This is a genomic window from Amycolatopsis sp. NPDC114484 (genome assembly GCF_055633755.1).
This window is the reverse complement of sequence record NZ_JBVKDQ010000021.1, coordinates 1-16,816: the sequence shown is the minus strand read 5'-3', so window position 1 is coordinate 16,816 and position 16,816 is coordinate 1. Positions and strand designations below refer to the sequence as shown.

At 71.9% G+C, this 16,816-nt stretch carries 15 protein-coding genes; 7 read left to right on the top strand and 8 right to left on the bottom strand.

What is annotated here, in order from left to right; all coding sequences use genetic code 11:
• Positions 1-12: 12 nt before the first annotated feature.
• From ACZ7SW_RS36230 to ACZ7SW_RS36215, 4 genes are read right to left on the bottom strand one after another with little or no spacing between them, the layout of a single operon-like run.
• Positions 13-711, bottom strand: a complete 699-nt coding sequence (locus tag ACZ7SW_RS36230) for an ESX secretion-associated protein EspG (RefSeq protein ID WP_470234874.1) — start codon at positions 709-711, stop codon at positions 13-15.
• Positions 708-1,301 carry a PE-PGRS family protein gene (locus tag ACZ7SW_RS36225; protein ID WP_470234873.1) on the bottom strand — a complete coding sequence of 198 codons (594 nt, stop codon included), beginning with the start codon at positions 1,299-1,301 and terminating at the stop codon, positions 708-710. The genes ACZ7SW_RS36230 and ACZ7SW_RS36225 overlap by 4 nt, the downstream gene beginning before the upstream one ends.
• A 22-nt stretch (positions 1,302-1,323) precedes the next feature.
• Positions 1,324-1,872, bottom strand: coding sequence for a DUF3558 family protein (locus ACZ7SW_RS36220; RefSeq protein WP_470234872.1), 549 nt, complete (start codon positions 1,870-1,872; stop codon positions 1,324-1,326).
• Positions 1,865-2,230 (bottom strand): hypothetical protein, encoded by a 366-nt coding sequence (locus ACZ7SW_RS36215; protein WP_470234871.1) that lies wholly within the window; start codon positions 2,228-2,230, stop codon positions 1,865-1,867. The genes ACZ7SW_RS36220 and ACZ7SW_RS36215 overlap by 8 nt, the downstream gene beginning before the upstream one ends.
• Before the next feature lie 265 nt (positions 2,231-2,495).
• Between ACZ7SW_RS36215 and ACZ7SW_RS36210 the strand changes: the two genes are divergently transcribed.
• From ACZ7SW_RS36210 to ACZ7SW_RS36200, 3 genes are all read left to right on the top strand, one after another.
• Entirely contained in the window at positions 2,496-3,560 is a 1,065-nt protein-coding gene (locus tag ACZ7SW_RS36210) for an AAA family ATPase (protein ID WP_470234870.1), read from the top strand.
• Between the two features lie 32 nt (positions 3,561-3,592).
• Complete coding sequence (locus tag ACZ7SW_RS36205) at positions 3,593-4,864, top strand: DUF58 domain-containing protein (RefSeq protein ID WP_470234869.1); 1,272 nt, start codon at positions 3,593-3,595, stop codon at positions 4,862-4,864.
• Positions 4,865-4,940: 76 nt separating this feature from the next.
• Positions 4,941-7,499, top strand: coding sequence for a transglutaminase TgpA family protein (locus ACZ7SW_RS36200; protein ID WP_470234868.1), 2,559 nt, complete (start codon positions 4,941-4,943; stop codon positions 7,497-7,499).
• Between the two features lie 89 nt (positions 7,500-7,588).
• Here the strand turns inward: ACZ7SW_RS36200 and ACZ7SW_RS36195 are convergent, their stop codons facing one another.
• Positions 7,589-8,530: an alpha/beta hydrolase gene (locus tag ACZ7SW_RS36195; protein WP_470234867.1), complete on the bottom strand. Its 942-nt coding sequence runs from the start codon at positions 8,528-8,530 to the stop codon at positions 7,589-7,591.
• A gap of 128 nt (positions 8,531-8,658) precedes the next feature.
• Between ACZ7SW_RS36195 and ACZ7SW_RS36190 the strand changes: the two genes are divergently transcribed.
• A complete protein-coding gene (locus tag ACZ7SW_RS36190) occupies positions 8,659-9,312 on the top strand; it encodes a TetR/AcrR family transcriptional regulator (RefSeq protein ID WP_470234866.1) in 654 nt (217 codons plus the stop codon).
• A 652-nt stretch (positions 9,313-9,964) separates the two neighbouring features.
• On the opposite strand, the gene ACZ7SW_RS36185 is transcribed toward ACZ7SW_RS36190, so the two are convergent.
• From ACZ7SW_RS36185 to ACZ7SW_RS36175, 3 genes are all read right to left on the bottom strand, one after another.
• Positions 9,965-10,369, bottom strand: a complete 405-nt coding sequence (locus ACZ7SW_RS36185; protein ID WP_451998853.1) for a DUF3040 domain-containing protein — start codon at positions 10,367-10,369, stop codon at positions 9,965-9,967.
• Between the two features lie 1,283 nt (positions 10,370-11,652).
• The gene (gene dinB / locus ACZ7SW_RS36180; protein ID WP_470234965.1) at positions 11,653-12,870 is read right to left on the bottom strand and encodes a DNA polymerase IV; all 1,218 of its coding nucleotides are present in this window, start codon (positions 12,868-12,870) and stop codon (positions 11,653-11,655) included.
• Positions 12,871-13,026: 156 nt separating this feature from the next.
• Entirely contained in the window at positions 13,027-13,752 is a 726-nt protein-coding gene (locus ACZ7SW_RS36175; RefSeq protein ID WP_470234865.1) for a methyltransferase domain-containing protein, read from the bottom strand.
• A 112-nt stretch (positions 13,753-13,864) separates the two neighbouring features.
• On the opposite strand from ACZ7SW_RS36175, the gene ACZ7SW_RS36170 reads away from it, so the two are divergent.
• The 3 genes from ACZ7SW_RS36170 (at position 13,865) to ACZ7SW_RS36160 (ending at position 16,486) form a co-directional block, all read left to right on the top strand.
• Positions 13,865-14,716 (top strand): ParA family protein, encoded by an 852-nt coding sequence (locus tag ACZ7SW_RS36170; RefSeq protein WP_470234864.1) that lies wholly within the window; start codon positions 13,865-13,867, stop codon positions 14,714-14,716.
• Positions 14,717-14,719: 3 nt separating this feature from the next.
• Positions 14,720-15,538, top strand: coding sequence for a DNA-formamidopyrimidine glycosylase family protein (locus ACZ7SW_RS36165; protein ID WP_470234863.1), 819 nt, complete (start codon positions 14,720-14,722; stop codon positions 15,536-15,538).
• A gap of 375 nt (positions 15,539-15,913) precedes the next feature.
• Positions 15,914-16,486: a GNAT family N-acetyltransferase gene (locus ACZ7SW_RS36160; RefSeq protein ID WP_470234862.1), complete on the top strand. Its 573-nt coding sequence runs from the start codon at positions 15,914-15,916 to the stop codon at positions 16,484-16,486.
• Positions 16,487-16,816: the final 330 nt, after the last annotated feature.

Below are 16,816 nucleotides of genomic sequence, written 5' to 3'. Positions count from 1 at the left end.
AGCCCGGCCGGATCAGCCGGGCAGCAGCTCCATGACCCGCTCCACCAGCCGCGGGCTGTCGACCGGCGACACCGTCACCCACTCCTGCCCGCCGCGTCCCGGCGAGCACACCGCCGAATACGCCCCGGCGTCCGTGTCGAACCACGTCAGCCCGCCGGTCCGGGACAGTTTCCCCGCCTGGTCGCGGACGTGGACCGTGAACTGCCCCGCCGCGTACACCGGCCGGGACTGGATCGCCCGCAGCTCCTCCCCCTGCGCGCCGCCGGGCGGCTCCCCCGCCGCGGGCAGCCGGACGCCGTAGCCGGGACCGGCCGAAAGCTCGGGCAGCACGTCGACGATCGCCGAGGCCAGTTCGCTTTCCCCGATGCCGCGCACGCCGATCGTCCGCGCCGGCTGCACGGCCAGCACCGCGTTCCGGCCCCGCACCGCGGCGACCGCGCGGAACGGTTCGTCCGCGGTCATGTCCGCGAGCGCCTCGCATTCCACATACCGGTCCGCGGACGCCAGCAGCCGAAGGCTGTTCTCCAGGGCGGCGTCGAGACGGCCGTCGAAGAGGCCTCGTTCGCCGAGGTTCCGGTAGACCTCCGCGCGGATCGCGGACCGGTCGGCGTCGGTCTCCCCGACGCTGCGCACCGCCAGCGGCGCGGGCGGGGCGTCGAGGCCGAGGTCGGCCCAGACGATGTCGAACGCGGACGCCGACAGGCTGATCAAGCCGGCCCCGCGCCGAGCGGCGGGACCGCCGGGAAACCGCCCTCGGGCACGAGCCCGCGCAACGCTGTGTCCCGGGTGCGCAGGACGTCGATCGCCTTCTGCCGGGCGGCCTCGGCCTCGGCGCGGCGCTCGTCCATGGCGGACGACAGCCCGGCCAGCCGGACCAGGTTCCCGCTCGCGGCGGCGGAACGGATCATCGCCGCCGGGTCGAAGTCCACCGGCGCGGGCATGTCGGCCCGGGCCCGCGCGGCGACTTCGGCCTGTCCTTGCACGGCCTCCCCGACCTTCGCCGACACCACGGAGGTTTCGGCCAGCCAGCCGGACGCTTTGCCGAGCACCGACCGCATCGCGTCGCCGGCGTCGCCCTGCCAGGTCTCCTCGCTGCCGGCCGACAGCGCGGCCAGTCCGCCGATCGAGTCTTCGAGCCGTTGCGACAGACCGGCCCACCGCGTGCCCGATTCGCCGGCCGCGGCCGGGTCGTTGCCGTCGACCGCCTGCGCGGCCAGCGCCGCGTGGCTGAACGCTTCGTACCGGGCCGTCGGCTCGGGAGCGGCCGGGGACTCGGCGGGCACGGCCGGGGTGTCGGTCACGACTTTCCTCCTCGCACGGGGTTCACGGCAGCTTCGGCTCGAGCAGTCCGGCCACGTCGCCCGCCCGCGAGCAGGCGAGGTCGGAGTCGGCGAAGTTCGCGTTGTTGACGTCGACCTGCACGCTCTGCGCGCCGCCGACGTCGAGCAGCACCGCGCAGGTGCCGCGGCGGCCGGACACCTGCACCGCCTGGTGCGAGCCGACGTCCTTCTTCGTGCGCTTGCCGTCGGAGAGGTCGAGGTTCGCCAGTCCGTTGGTCTCGTCGAGGGTGACGGTGACGCCGAACGTCGAGGGCACCGTCCAGTCGCACGCGCGCGCCTCGCCGATCGTCTTCGGCTTGCCCTGCCCGGTGAGCCCGGCCGACGACCGGTCCCGCGGCGAAAGCAGCGCGCACGGGTCGAGCTTGGCGAGCGACGCGGCCGAAGCCGACGACGACGGCGCGGGGGCCGGAGGACCTCCGTCCGCGGGCGCGGCGTGCGAGATGCCGGGCATCCGGCCGCACGAAACCAGCGCCGCGAGCCCGGCCAGCGGGAGAAAAAGGAGCGCGGCGCGCGCCGCGAAACGGTCAGCCACCGGCGCAGTCCACGCCCTCGGCGGCTTCGCCGTCCTGGTCGCGGTATTTCTCCAGCGCGCCGCCGATGCGTTTTTTCAGCCCGGCGATCTCTTTCCCGAACGCGGTGAGCTGGTCGACCGCCGACCCGTCGCGGCCGAGGCCGTACTTCGCCATGAACGCGCCGACCTCGCCGGCGTACCCGCCGCCGAGCGGCACCGAACGGCCGAGCACCGCGGCCTCGCGGACCATCTCGCCGACGACGTCCTGCAGCTCGCCGAGCTTCGAGTAGGTCGCGGACGCCAGCTCGGGCGTGACCGCGAACCGGCCGCCGGACAGTCCCGGGAGCCCGGCTTTCCGTTCCGCCTCGGCCTCGCTCATGCCCGGATGCACCTCTTCCGACGTCGAACCGTGGTCGGGCGACTTCGTTTCGGAGCATACGACAGTGCATACGGTCAGCGGGATCACCTGAAAATGCCTCATAATCACCCGTAAGAAGGAGCGCCGGGGTGGCTGGGCGTCACCATGAAACGATCTCGGGGTTCCGCCGCCCAGTTCTCCCGGGTTTGACACACTGGGGAGAACGCTGGACAAGGCGCGCATCCCCGCCGGTTCGCGTCCAGCTATCGCGCCACCAGGAGGTCGAGTGACGTCGAGAATCCAGTCCGCTTCCCCCGCCGGAGGTCACGGCAACGGGTCCGGGCAGCCGCCGTACCCGGCGGTCGAGTCCGCGGACGGGCTGGCGCGGGTCCCGGCGGCCGGGCTCGGCGAACTGCACGACACCGCCCGCCGGATCGCCGCGAACGTGGAGCGCGTCCTCGTCGGCAAGCCGGACGTCATCCGGATCGCCCTGGTCACCCTCCTGGCCGAGGGCCACCTGCTCGTCGAGGACGTGCCGGGCGTCGGCAAGACCTCGCTCGCGAAGGCGCTCGCGCGCTCGATCGACTGCACCGTCAGCCGCGTGCAGTTCACGCCCGACCTGCTGCCCAGCGACGTCACCGGCGTCTCCATCTACAACCGGCAGACCGGCGAGTTCGAGTTCCGGCCCGGCCCGGTGTTCGCGAACATCGTGGTGGGCGACGAGATCAACCGGGCCTCGCCGAAGACGCAGTCCGCGCTGCTGGAGTGCATGGAGGAGCACCAGGTCACGGTCGACACGAGCACGTACACGCTCGACGCGCCGTTCATGGTGATCGCGACGCAGAACCCGATCGAGATGGAGGGCACCTACGCGCTGCCCGAGGCCCAGCGCGACCGGTTCACCGCGCGGGTGTCCATCGGCTACCCCGACCAGCAGGCCGAACTGGCCATGGTCGACGAGCATTCCGGGCACAATCCGCTCGCGGACCTGACCCCGGTGTCCGACGGCGAGACGATGCTGCGGCTGATCCAGACGGTCCGCGAGGTGCACATCGCGCCGGAGGTCCGCCGGTACGCCGTCGACGTCGTGTCGGCGACCCGGCAGGTGCCGGAGATCCGGCTCGGCGCGTCGCCGCGCGCGACGCTGCACCTGGTCCGGGCCGCGCGGGCGCAGGCCGCGCTGTCCGGGCGCGACTACGTGGTGCCCGACGACCTGCACACGGTCGCCGTGCCCGTGCTGGCGCACCGGCTGGTGCTCACCACCGAGGCGCACGCCGCCCGCCGTTCGGCGACCGACGTCGTCCGCGCGGTGCTGCACCGCGTTCCCGTCCCCCAGGGCTCGGCCCGCTGAGGCGCGTCCCGCTACCCGAGTAGGGAATCCGCATGCTGCGCGCGCTGTCCGGCCTCACCACCCGAGGCCGTTGCCTCCTCGCCGCCGGGATCGCGGCCGCGGTGTGCTCGCTGGTGCTCAACGAACGCGATCTGCTGCGGGTCGCGGTGTTCGTGGTCGCCCTGCCGCTGCTGGTCGCCGCCTACATCTCGGCGACCCGGCTGCGCCTCGGCGCCGCGCGCGCCCTGCGCCCGGACCGGGTCGCGGCGGGCTCGGCCGGCGAGGTCGACCTGGAACTGTGGCGCAGCGGACGGCTGCCCGGCGGCGAGGTGCTGCTGGAGGACGGCGTGCCGTACGCGCTGGGCTCCCGCCCGCGGTTCGTGGTCGAACGGCTGCCGCACGACCGGCGCGTGCTGCTTCGGTACCCGCTGCGGCCGGCCATGCGCGGGATCCAGCAGGTCGGCCCGCTCCGCGCGACGATCACCGACCCGTTCGGGCTCTGCGAGTTCGAACGGGAGCTGATCGGCCATTCGCGGCTGGTCGTCGTGCCGCGCGTGGTGCCGTTGTGGGGCCTGCCCGGCGGCGCCGGGGCCGGGGCGGGCGACGACGGGAGCGTCCGGCTGCATTCCGGGCAGGGCGAGCCGGACGTGATCGTCCGGCATTACCGCACCGGCGACGACATGCGGAAGGTCCACTGGCGTTCGACTGCCCGCCGCGACGAGATCATGGTCCGCATCGAGGAACGCCCGTGGCGCGGCGGCACGACTGTGTTGCTGGACCACCGCGCGGCGGCGCACCACGGAAGCGGCCCGACGGCCAGCCTGGAGTGGGCGGTGTCGTTCGCCGCTTCGGTGTCGCTGCATCTGCGACGGACCGGCCACCGGGTCCGGCTGGTGACCGAACACGGCGTCTCGCTCGCCGACTCCCCCGGCGACGGCGGCGAAGGCTACGACAACCTGGTGCTCGACGCGCTGGCCGCGCTCCAGCCGGCGCACCAGCGGGACGTGACGCTCGGCCACGATCCGGCCGAAGGACAGGAACTGATCGCGATCCTGGGCACGGTGAGCGCGGAATCGGTGCACGAGCTGACTCGCTACCGGGCGCGCGGGGTCCGCAGCCTCGCCGTTCTCTTGGACACCCCGACCTGGGCGGGTTCGGCCTCGCCGGACCACCTCGCCGCGGCGACGAAGGAATCGGCGGAGCTGCTGCGCGGGGCCGGCTGGGGCGTCGTGGTGGCCGGTCCGACGACGCCGATGCCCGAGGTGTGGGGGCTGCTGTGCCGCGCGGGCACCCACCGCTCGACGGTGATCGGCGGGACGCGATGAAGCTGACGAAGACCGTCGTGCGCGGCAATCACGGTGCCAACCGGGATTGCCGCGCACGAGCACGCAGGGGGAACCGATGACCACCACCGCTCCCCGCCCTTCCGGCGCGCCGCCGATCCCGCACACGCCCACCCCGCAGCCGACCGATCCCCCGCCCGCGTGGCGGAGCAGCGTGCTGCCGCCGATCGCCGCCGGGCTCGCGACGCTGTGCGCGGCTACCTCGCTGACCAGCGTCGTCTCCGGATGGGCCTGGTTCGGGTACCTCTTCGTGGCCGTCGTGCTGGTCGCGGGCACCGGACTGGCGCTGCGCTCGCTGCGCGCGCCGACCGTCGTCGCCGGGTTCGGGCAGCTGCTCGTGCTGCTGTTCCTCATCACCGGGGCGTTCACGACGCAGGGCGTCCTCACGATCTTCCCCGGCCCCACCGCCTTCGGCGAACTGCAGGCCACGCTCGCCGCGGCGGCCGAGCAGATCCGGACCGGCCTCCCGCCGGTCGACAGCACGCAGCCGATCCTGTGCCTGGTGACGATCGCGGTCGGCCTGGTCGCGGTGCTGGTCGACACGCTCGCCGTCGCCGCCGCCGCGCCCGCCGCGACCGGGCTCGTGCTGCTGTGCGTGTACGCGGTGCCCGCGGCGCTGTCGGACGAACTGATGCCGTGGTGGACGTTCGTGCTCGGCGCGGGAGCCTTCGCCTGCCTGCTCGCCCTCGACGGCAACCACCGGCACCGCCGCTGGCGCAACCGGGACGCGCCCGGGTCCGGCAGCATGCTGCGGCTCGCGCAAGCCCCGGTCGCCGTGGTCAGCTCGGCGATCGTGCTCGGCCTGCTGGGCGGCGGGATCACCGTGGTCGGGACCGTCGGCAAGATCCCGTTCGGCTCCGGTCCCGGCGGCGACGGCGACGGGACCGGCGGGTTCGGCATCGCGCCGTTCACGCAGCTGCGCGGACTGCTCGACCAGGGCCAGAACACCGAGCTGTTCCAGGTCCGCGGCCTCGGCCCGGACCGGCGGCTGATGCGCGCGTTCACCTTGGACACCTACACCCCGAACAAGGGCTGGGGCCTGCGCGCCGGCGGCCAGGCGCAGACCGGCGTGCTCGCGAACAGCACGCTGCCCGCCGCGCCCGGCGACGACGGCACCGGGGTGTCGCGGCAGATCCAGATCCAGCCGACGCGCTGGGTCGACAACTGGCTGCCGGTCTACGGAGCCCCGCGCGCGCTGCGCGGGGTGCCGCCGCAGTGGCTGTACGACCGGGTCAGCGGCTCGGTGTTCACCACGGCGAGCGAACCGGCCCCGGCCTACGTGGAAACCGCGTCGCTGAAGGAGCCGACCGCCGCGGAACTGCGGGACACCGCGCCGAAATCCGACGAGGTCCCCGCGCTGTACACGCGGATCGGCCAGGTCGACCGCCGGGTCTCGGCGCTGACCGACCAGCTCACCTCGGGCAAGACGAACAACTTCGACCGGGCCACCGCGCTGTGGCAGTACTTCAGCGCGCAGAACGGTTTCGTGTACGACACGAAGACCGCCGACGCCACCGACGCGGACGCTCTCGCCGACTTCATCCTCAAGGGAAAACGGGGCTACTGCGAGCAATACGCGTCGGCGATGGCGGTGATGCTGCGGGTCGCGCACATCCCCGCGCGCGTCGCGATCGGCTTCACCCCGGGCGTTTCCAAGGGCGACTACCAGTCGATCAGCTCGCAGGACGCGCACGCGTGGGTCGAGGCGTACTTCGGCGACAAGGGCTGGGTCAGCTTCGACCCGACCCCGCTCGCCGACGGACGCGGCATCGTCCCGCCGTACCTGCAGCAGAACACCCAGAACCCGCAACAGCCCAACGCGACCGACAACCTCCCGACGGCCCCGCGTTCGGCCTCCCCGTCCACCGGCGCGGCGGCCGACAAGAACCACGACCAGGCCACCCCCGCCGCGCCCGCGGACACCACCCCGGACGACAGCTGGCTGACCTGGCTCGCGCTGACCCTCGCCGTCCTGGGCACCGCGGCCGTAGCCGCGTCGTACTTCCTGCGCCGCCGCCCCCGGCCCGGCTTGACCCCGTCCGGTGTTCCACCCGGGGCTGATCCCGACGGCAACGTGCTGGTCAGAAACCCAGTCACCGCCCCGACTCCGCTGCACCTGGCCGCGTTGTGGCTGCCGCTGACCGGAGCCGTCCTGCTGGTCGCCGCGATCGGCCTGCTCGCCGGGACGGTGTCGTGGTGGTTCGCCGCGGTGGTCGTGGTGGTCCTCGCGGCGATCGGCGGCCCCGCCGCGATCCGGGACCTGGTGCGCCGCCGCCACCTCCAAACGATCGCGACGCACTCCCCCGGCGCGGCCGACGCGGCGTGGCGCGAGCTGAAGGCGGAGTGCGCGGACCGGGACCTGCCGATCTCCGACAGCGACACGGTCCGCGTGGCCGGCGGGAAGATCGCCGAACGCCACCGGCTGGACGAGCCTGGCCGGGAGGCGCTGCGCACTGTGCTGGGCGCGGTGGAACGCAGCTGGTACAGCGACGAACCGGCCCCGGACGCGACGCTGGAGCCTGCTTTCGGGCAGCTGCGGGACAGCCTGCGCCAGACAGCTCCGTTGTCGATGCGGGGACGGTTGTTCCCGAGGTCAGTGCTTCGCCGACGGCGGTGAGCTTCCGGTCCGGTTGACGCGGAACTGGCGAGACGGCCGCGTCGTCAGGGAGCGATCGTCGCGAGGACGGCCAAGAAAGCGCGCCTCCGTCACTTCGCCAGCGCTGCGCCGAGGAACGCGAGGATTTCTGCCTGGGCAGCCTCGGCCTGTGGTTCCACCCCCGGCAGGGTCAGAAATGCGTGCTTCGCGCCCGGGTACTCGGTGAGCCGCACCGAGGTTCCTGCCTCGCGGAGCCGCGCGGCGTAGCGGCGACCGTGGTCGGCGACCGCGTCTTGGGTCGGCACCACCACGAGCGCCGGGGCGAGCCCGCTCAGGTCGTCGGCGTACAACGGCGAGACGGCCCCGGCGTCGGCTCCCGGCGGGACGGCGAGCCGCTGGAAGAGTTGCAGCAGCGGCAGGGCCCGGGACGGGCGGTAGGCGTATTCGGTCATGGAGGGGTGGTCGAACATCGTCCCGGTCACGTCGGCGACCGGGTTGACCAGCACCTGCGCCTTGAGCTCCAGACCGGCGTCCCTGGCGCGGACGGCCGTCAGAGCACTGATCAGCGCTCCGCAGCTCTCACCGAACACGGCCGCGCGCGCCGGGTCGACGCCCCACTCCGCGGCTTGCCGCAGCACGTGACGGAGCACGTCCCAGCCGTCGTCAGCGGCGTCCGCGAGCGGGCTGCCCGGGGCGAGGAGGCGGTGCTCGACCGAGACGACGACGGCGGGCAGTCGCGCGGCGACGTGACTGTTGGTCCAGTCGCACTGCGCCGCCGTGCCCACGAAGCCTCCTCCGTGGACGTGGACCACCAGCGGCAGGCCGGTTCCGGCTCCAGCCGACGTCGGCCGGCAGACCCGGACCGGCAGGTCGCGGCCGGGCAGCGCGATCTTCCGCCACTCGATCGCGGCGCCCGGGTCCGGCTCTCCGAGGATCGCCCGCGCCGCGCCGGAGGCCCGGAAGCGGTTCTCCGCGTCTCGGTAGACGAGCAGTTCCTCGGTCGTGATCGCCGCGAAGTCCGGCTCCGGCGGTCGTGTCGCGAGTTCGGTCATGTTTCCTTCTTCCCCAGTCGATGCGCCGAGTGCGTCTCAGGGCAAACCCAGCGCCTTGTCCTCATTATGCACACGGTGTGTGCATTGACAAGTGCATAGGTTATGCTGGGCCGGGCGAAAGGGGCGAGATGACTGGCCGCAGGCGATGGTCGACCGACGAAATCCTGGACACGGCGGAGGATCTGCTGCGCACGAGCGACGCCGAATCGTTCAGCGTGCGCAAACTCGCCGCGGCGCTCGGGACCGATCCCTCGAGCCTCTATCGGCACTTCCGAAACAAGACCGAACTGCTGCGCGCCGTCGCCGACCGGATCCTCTTGGCCGCCATGGACGGCTACCGCCCCGAAGGCGATTGGAAGCAGCGCATCACCGCACTGGGCCTGCGCCTGCACGAGGCCTTCGGCGAGCAGCCCCAGCTCGCGACAGTGTGGGGCCGCTACGCGTCCGGCGGCACCGGATCCCGGCTGGTCATGGAGGAACTGCTGCAGGCCCTGCGCGCGTCCGGCCTGCCCGACGAGCAGGTCCCGGTGCGCTACCACCGGGTCGTGCTGCTCCTCGCCGCGCTGATCGCGTCCGAGGCGGGCGTCAGCACCATTACCGCCGAGGAGTACGAGCAGGGACTGGAGCAGTTCCGCGTCGCCGTGCTCGGCGCCGATCCCGAACGCTTCCCCGCTCTGGCCCTCTTCGCCCGCGATGTCCGCCCCCTCGGGGCAGACCGCCGGGCCGCGTTCGAGGAGATCCTTGCCGCGCATCTTGCTCAGATCGAGGCCGAGATTTCCTGATCCGTTGGATTGTCAGCGCAGGTGCCGGAACAGCCGAGCGATCGTTCGGGCCGATCCTGCCCATCGGCTGGGCACCGGACGCCGTTTCCCGACGCACCCAGCCTGACCTTGGACGCGACCAGCCCGCTTGAACCGATGCCACAAGCCCGGCACGTCAGACTCGGCAATCCACGGCGACCTTCCCGGCCGTTCCGGTCTGCGCGACTTCAGCGTCCTTGAACTCGAACCGGCAACGCAGCCGTACGAGTCGAGGTCACCGCAGACAGACCCGACTCAGCCGGGGCTGCCGTCACGGTCGCGACATTCCCGCAGAACCGTTTCCACGGCAGGCCGGATCCAGCACCGCGCTGAGCATTGTCGGCAATCCACCGTCGACGCCGCACACCTGGTTTCCCGGCCGCGCTGAGCGTCGTCGACGATCACCCCGCCGATACCGCACACTCGGTTTCCCGGCTGCGCTGAGCATCGTCGGCGATCCCTCGCCGATACCGCACACCCGGTTTCCCGGCCGCGCGTTCCCGGAGATGGCGCAGACCGAGCACGCGCCGCCCGCACGTTCGGGAACCCGTGTCCCGCTAGCCGGTGCAGTCCGTGCCCGCGCACGAGAATCCGCGCTCCGCCCCGAGGGGAGAAGCGCGGATTCGCCGTCGTGCTATTGGCCTTCGAAGCGCTGGCGGAAACGTTCCTCCATGCGCTGCGTGAAGGAGCTCTTGCGGCCGGACGGCTTCCCCCCGCCGCCTCCGTCGTCATGGCTGTCCTTGCCGCCGCTGTCGCTGTGGCGCAGCGACGTCACGGCCATCATGACCCCGAAGAACATCACGAGGAACCCGAGCACGCTGACCACCGGCACGTCGGCGACCCGCAACACCGGGATCACCACGCCGAGCACCAGCAGTGCAACGCCCACCACGAACAGGGCGATCCCCTGGATGCGCCGACGGCGCGCGGGTCGGCGCAACCGGGTGCCTCGCACCGTGGATGCGAACTTGGGGTCCTCGGCATAGAGCTCGCGCTCGATCTGGTCGAGCAGCCGCTGCTCATGCTCGGAGAGTGGCATCTTTCCTCCTCCGGCACAGCTGTCGCGGGCGCCGGGCCGCGCAACGTCCTGGACCCAACAGCCAACCCCAGGCGGGGTGGCACTGTCCAGGATACGAGCCCCGCGCTCGTCCGACTACCCGATCCCCGATCCGGAAATGATCGAATCGGGGGAAATCCCGCAAGATGCGGGTTGACAGTGCGTCACCGCGACGGAAGTCACCCCCTTCGGCGCAGTTCAAACCTCTCCCCCGCCCCTTCGGCCTCCCCCGCGCGGGGTCCCTCGTCACGGAGAGAAACTGTCCTCGCGCGGACCACCCGGCCTGCCGACGTCCTCGCCGACGCGATCTTCCGCCGATCGATACCGTCCGCGACTTATTCACCCGACCCTCGCCGAGCCCGGCAATCCCCCACCGCACGAACACCCCGGCGCGACCTAACTCAGCGCTACCGCCGACCCCTATTTCCCAGCCCGCCCGACGCCCCCTCGCTGGACGCCGGTTGCCAGCCAAGCGCTCATCTCGGTGAATTGCCCGCGAACTCGGCAAAGCGGTCAAGCCCGGCAGCATCGGCCGGGATGCTCCGGCAGACCCCAGCCGGGCGCGGCAAGGCAGCGACGGCCGACCGGACGCAGACAGAGCACGGCCCGCGCCGCTGCCGGACCGGCGAACGACGTGCGGCGCGGACCAGCACCGGCCAACCGCGAAACCCAGCCCGCCGCCTCGCTGAGGAAGCGAAACCCAGCCCGTCCTCTCCCTGGGGAACACGAGCATCCCGGGGGAACACGAGCGGCCCCACCTCCGTGAAACCTCACCAGCGCCAAACCCGGCTCGCTCCCCTGGGCGAACCCGACCTCGCCTTTCCCGTGGGACTCGCCGCACGGGAAAGGCCGACCTCGTTCCCCGCCGAACCTCTCGCACGAACCCGGCCTTGACCCGACCGGCCCCTCGCCCGCACCCGGTCTCACCCCCGCCGGAGCCCTCACCCGCACCCGGCCGACCCCCTACACGCACCCGGCCGCACCTCGCGGGACCCCTCGCCCGCACCCAGGCTCACCCGCCGAACCCCCGCACCCGGCTCACCATGCCGAATCCCCCACGCACCCGACCTCACCCTGCCGGACTCCCGCACGCCCCCGGCACCCTCCTGCCGGACTCCCACACGCCCCCGGCCTCATCCCGCCGGACTCCCACACCCCCCGGGCCTAACCTCACGGGACCTCCCGCCCCGGCCTCACCACGCCGAACCTCCCCCACGCACCCAGCCTCACCTCACGGGACCTTCCGCTCCCGCACGCCCCCGGCCTCACTCCTCCCGAGGAGAAAGCAGCGAGGCAGGCCGAATCGCCGCCGAGCCGAACTTCAGGCGTGCCACGTCCGCTGCCACCTCGGCGTCTCGCCATCGCGGCTCGTCGTTCGCGAACGACAGCTGCTCCCCCTCGTCCCCGGTGTCCAGGCCCTCCACCCGCACCCCGATCAGCCGGATCGCTCCCGTCGGCGCGTGCTCGGTCATCAGCTCGACTGCCGTGCGGTGGATGTCCCGGGCCACGTCCGTCGCCGAGAGCACGGTGCGCGCGCGGGTGATCGTGCGGAAATCGGCGAACCGCACCTTGATCGACACCGTCCTCCCGCGCAGCCCGCGCGACCGGAGCGTCGCCCCGACCCGTTCGGACAGGCGCAGAAGCTCCAGGCTCAGCTCGTCGCGGTTGAGAACGTCGACGTCGAAGGTGTGCTCGGCCCCGATCGACTTCTCCTCCGACTCCGGCTCCACGGCCCGGTCGTCATGGCCGTTCGCCAGCGCCCACAGGTGCTCCCCGACGGCCCGGCCGGCCGCGCGCCGCAGCCGGGCGGGCGGGGTGGCGGCGATGTCCGCGATCGTGTGCCAGCCGTGTTGCCGCAGCTGTTCCTCGGTCCGCTTCCCCACTCCCCACAGCGCCGACACCGGCAGCGGGTGCAGGAACTCCAGCGTCTCGGCCGCGGGGACGATCACCATCCCGTCCGGTTTGGCCATCCCGGAAGCCAGTTTCGCCACGAATTTCACCTTCGCGACCCCGACCGAACACGCGATCCCGTGCTCGGCCTGCACCCGCTCCCGGATCCGCGCCCCCAGCACGCCCGGAGTGGCCCCCAGCCGCCGCAGCGCGCCTCCCACGTCCAGGAACGCCTCGTCCAGGCTCAGCGGCTCGACCAGCGGGGTCAGCTGCCGGAAAATCCCCATGACCCCGCGCGACACCTCGCCGTACAGCCCGGGCGTCGGCTGGATGCACACCAGCTGCGGACAGAGCCGTTTGGCCGTGGCGAACGGCATCGCCGAGCGCACGCCGAAGCGCCGCGCCGGATAGCTCGCCGCGGCGACGACCGAGCGCGGGCCGCCGCCGGACACGACGACCGGCTGGCCCGCCAGCTCCGGCCGCGTGCGCAGTTCGCACGACACGAAGAAGGCGTCCATGTCCACGTGCAGAATCGAGCAGCCGGTGTCGTCCGGCAGCTCGGTCGCGCCCGTGGTGACGCGATAGCGGCCCATCCCGCTCGGCAGTTCGGCGTTTCTCCCCACGCCTCCGGACGCTACCTGCCGCCACCGACAATTCCCGGCGCTCGAAGCCCGGCGACCACGCTTACGGGTGGTCCGCACGGCCGCGGGGACGATTCCCGCACCGCGGCACAGCTACGGACCGGCTTCTCAGCCCCGCCGGGCGATCGCGTGCAACCGGCCCGCGACGTCGCGCAGCGCGGGCACCGCCGAAGCGCTCAGCTCGAACTCGGCCAGCTCGTCCTCGCGGACCCCGCCCGGCACGACGTCCGAGATCACCCGGTCGCCCTGCAGCAGCGTGACCTCCAGGCCGGCGGCCACGAGCGACTCGGTCAGCCCGGAACTGTCGTACCTGCGCAGTACGGTGTCCCCCGCGACGACCCCGTCGGAACCTTCCATCAGCCGCTGCGCCTCGGAGATCCGGCCGGCCAGCGCGCGATGCAGCACGGCCGCGGTGCGGTTGGCCACCAGCACCGACACGGCACCGCCCGGCGCGACGGCCGCGGCGAGCGCGTCGAGCACCGCGCGCGGGTCGTCCACGACCTCCAGCAGGCCGTGCGCCAGCACCAGGTCCGCCGACCCGGCCGGGACGTGCGCGCCCAGTGCGTCGGAGTCGTCCGCGATGACCGTGATCCGGCCGGAGACGCCCTCCTCCTCGGCGCGCCGGCGCAGCGTCGCGAGCGCGTTCGGGTTCGGTTCGACCACGGTGACCAGGCATCCGGCCGAGGCGAACGGCACCGCCCAGCCGCCGCTCCCGCCGCCGACGTCGACGACGACCGGCTGCTCAACGCCGCGGGCGCGGGCGGCCCGCAGTTCGGCCTCGAGCGCCCGGCGAACAGCGCCCGAACCCCGGGCGGCCACGGTGTCGGTCTTCATGGCCGACAGGGTAATGGCCACCGGTCACTTGCCGTGACCCGCGTGGGCGCCGCAGCGGCGTTCGCCACCTTCCGGGCTACCGCCCCGGCGGGCGGCCCGTAGGCTAGGTCGAGTGCACACGGTCGCCGTTCTCAGCCTCAAGGGTGGCGTCGGCAAAACGACGGTCGCGCTCGGTATCGCGTCGGCCGCGCTGCGTAGGGGAACCCGCGCGCTCGTAGCCGACCTCGACCCGCAGGGCAACGCCACCACCTCGCTCGACCCGCCGTTCACCGACGCGACGCTCGCCGACGTGCTCGAGACGCCCGCGCGGGCCGTCCTCGAACGCGCGATCGCGCCCAGCGTGTGGAGCGAGGAGATCGACGTGCTGGTCGGCGCCGAGGAGCTGGAGTCCCTCAACGAACCCGACTCCGACGGCCGCCGCCTGGAGAACCTTTCCCGCGCGCTCGACGAGCTGCATCAGCACCCGTTGCGCGAGGAACCCTATGAGCTGGCGATCATCGACTGCCCGCCGTCGCTCGGCCGGCTCACGAAATCGGCGCTCGTGGCGGCCGACAGCGCGCTTATTGTGACTGAGCCCACAATGTATGCGGTCGCGGGCGCCCAGCGCGCGCTCGAAGCGATCGAACGGATCCGCGAGGACGGCAATCCGGCGCTGCGGCCGATCGGCGTCCTGGTGAACAAGCTGCGCGTGCGGTCCTACGAGCACCAGTTCCGGGTCGCGGAACTGCGCGAGAACTTCGGCTCCCTGGTGATGCCGACCGCGATCCCGGACCGGCTCGCGGTGCAGCAGGCACAGGGCGCGTGCAGCCCGATCCACGAATGGCATTCCCCTGGCGCACAGGAGATCGCGCTGACCTTCAACATGGTCCTCGCCAAGATCCTGCGCTCCAACCGCGCCGGACGGCACCGCGTGCGCGCCGAGGAAGAAGCCGCGCAGGCGGAAGTGTCGGAAACCGCGGGCTGAACCGTGCCCGAGGGCGACACCGTATTCCTGGCCGGAAAGCTGCTCGACCGCGCGCTCGCCGGGAAAACGTTGGTGCGCGGTCAGTTCCGGCATCCCGAACTGGCCACTGTGGACCTCGCGGGCCGCGAAGTGCACGGCGTCGGCACTGTCGGCAAGCACCTCTTCACGCGCTTCTCCGGCGACCTGACCCTGCACAGCCATCTGCGGATGGACGGCTCGTGGAAGATCCAGCCCGCGGGCGCGAAGTGGGCGATGCCCGCTCACCACGCGCGCGTCGTGCTGATGACCGACGACGTCCAAGCGATCGGTTTCCGGTTGCACGACCTGAAACTGGTGCCCACCGCCGAGGAACACGACCTCGTCGCACACCTCGGCCCGGATCTCTTGGATCCACAATGGACAGACGAGCACGCCGCGCTGGCCGCCGCCAACCTTGCCGCGAAACCGGATCGGGAACTCGGCGACGCCCTGCTGGACCAGCGCGTCATGGCCGGCGTGGGCAACCTGTACAAGTGCGAGATCTCTTTCCTGCTGCGGGTTTCCCCGTGGACGCCAGTGTCCGAAGTGGACCCGGCGCGGGCGGTGGCACTCGCCCGGAAGCTGCTGGTCGCCAACGCGTGGCGGCACGAACAGGCCACCACCGGCGACCTCCGCCGCGGCCGGCGCACCTGGGTCTACGAACGCACCCGCCAAGGCTGTTTCCGCTGCGGCGGCCCGTTGCTGGTGCGCCAGCAGGGCGACGGACAGTACCAGCGACCGACCTGGTGCTGCCCGCACTGCCAGCCCGGCCCCGTCCCGGCCGATGGACAACCGCGCAAATGATGTTGCCGTACCGAGAGGTTCGCGGTTAGCGTGGCAGTACACGAGAGAGGAGGTGGTCCTAAGTTGTATTCACACAGGACTCGTGAGGTGGCTGTCCGCTAGCGGATAGCACGTGTTGGGACTTTGAGCAGCGATGCAACAGAGCCACCTTCGGCTCATCGCCTGCTTCACGTGCTGCCTGCTGACGAATACCAGGCAGTCACCGGGTTCCCGGGGTTCTCGAGCACCGGTCCGGCTCGAGCCTGGACGCTGACGGCGTCCAGGAGGCGCCCCGGGAATTTCCATGTCCGCTTTCCGGTGCCGCAGCGCACTGCCCCCTCTCCGCGATCACCGCGGCGGTTCCTCCGGAGCGGCAGAAGTCGCTAGGCTTGGAGGATGCTCAGGCCGGACTATCCGATCAGCACCGAACGCCTGCTCCTCCGCCCCTTCAGGGACGACGATCTCGATTCCCTGAACTCGTTCCAGTCCCGCGCGGACGTCGTCCGCTACCTTTACTGGGGACCGCGCAGCCGCGCCGAATCAGCGGCCGCGCTGGCGAAGCGCGTCCACAGCGCGACGCTGTCGGAGGAAGGCCAGTTCCTCGCCGTCGCCGTGGAACTCGCCGAAACCGGGCAGCTCATCGGCGACCTCAACCTCGAATACCTCAGCGCCGAACACCGCCAAGGCGAGATCGGCTTCGTCTTCCACCCCGACCACCACGGAAAAGGCCTGGCCCTGGAAGCAACCCGCGAAGTCCTGCGGCTCGGCTTCGAAGACCTGGGCCTGCACCGGATCATCGGCCGCTGCGACGGCCGCAACACCGCGTCGGCGTCGTTGATGGAGCGCCTGGGCATGCGGCAGGAAGCAAGGCTGCGGGAAAACGAGATCGTGAAAGGCGAATGGACCGACGAACTGGTCTACGCCATGCTCGAAGACGAGTGGAAAGCCGGCGCCGCCCGGCTGAACTGACCCCGCACGGATGCCTGTGGCCAGCGAGGTCGCCGATGCCGCCTTGGACGGCACGGGGAGTTCGATGTTCCGGGCGGCACTGCCAACACGGTCGCTTGCGCCGCCCCCACAGCAGTCACGAGGAACACGAACCCGCATTCCCACAAGAAACTCTCCACAACCACCCGCCAACCGACACCCGCGAACCCAACTAGCCAAGCACCCACACCACCCCCGCACCCCGATACGAAGCCAAAATGCGGTCTTGGGGTGCTTGTCAAGGCATCTTTCCCGCCTTGACAAGCACCCCAAGACCGTCATCACAATCAGCTTCGGGGTGCCCCACGCAAC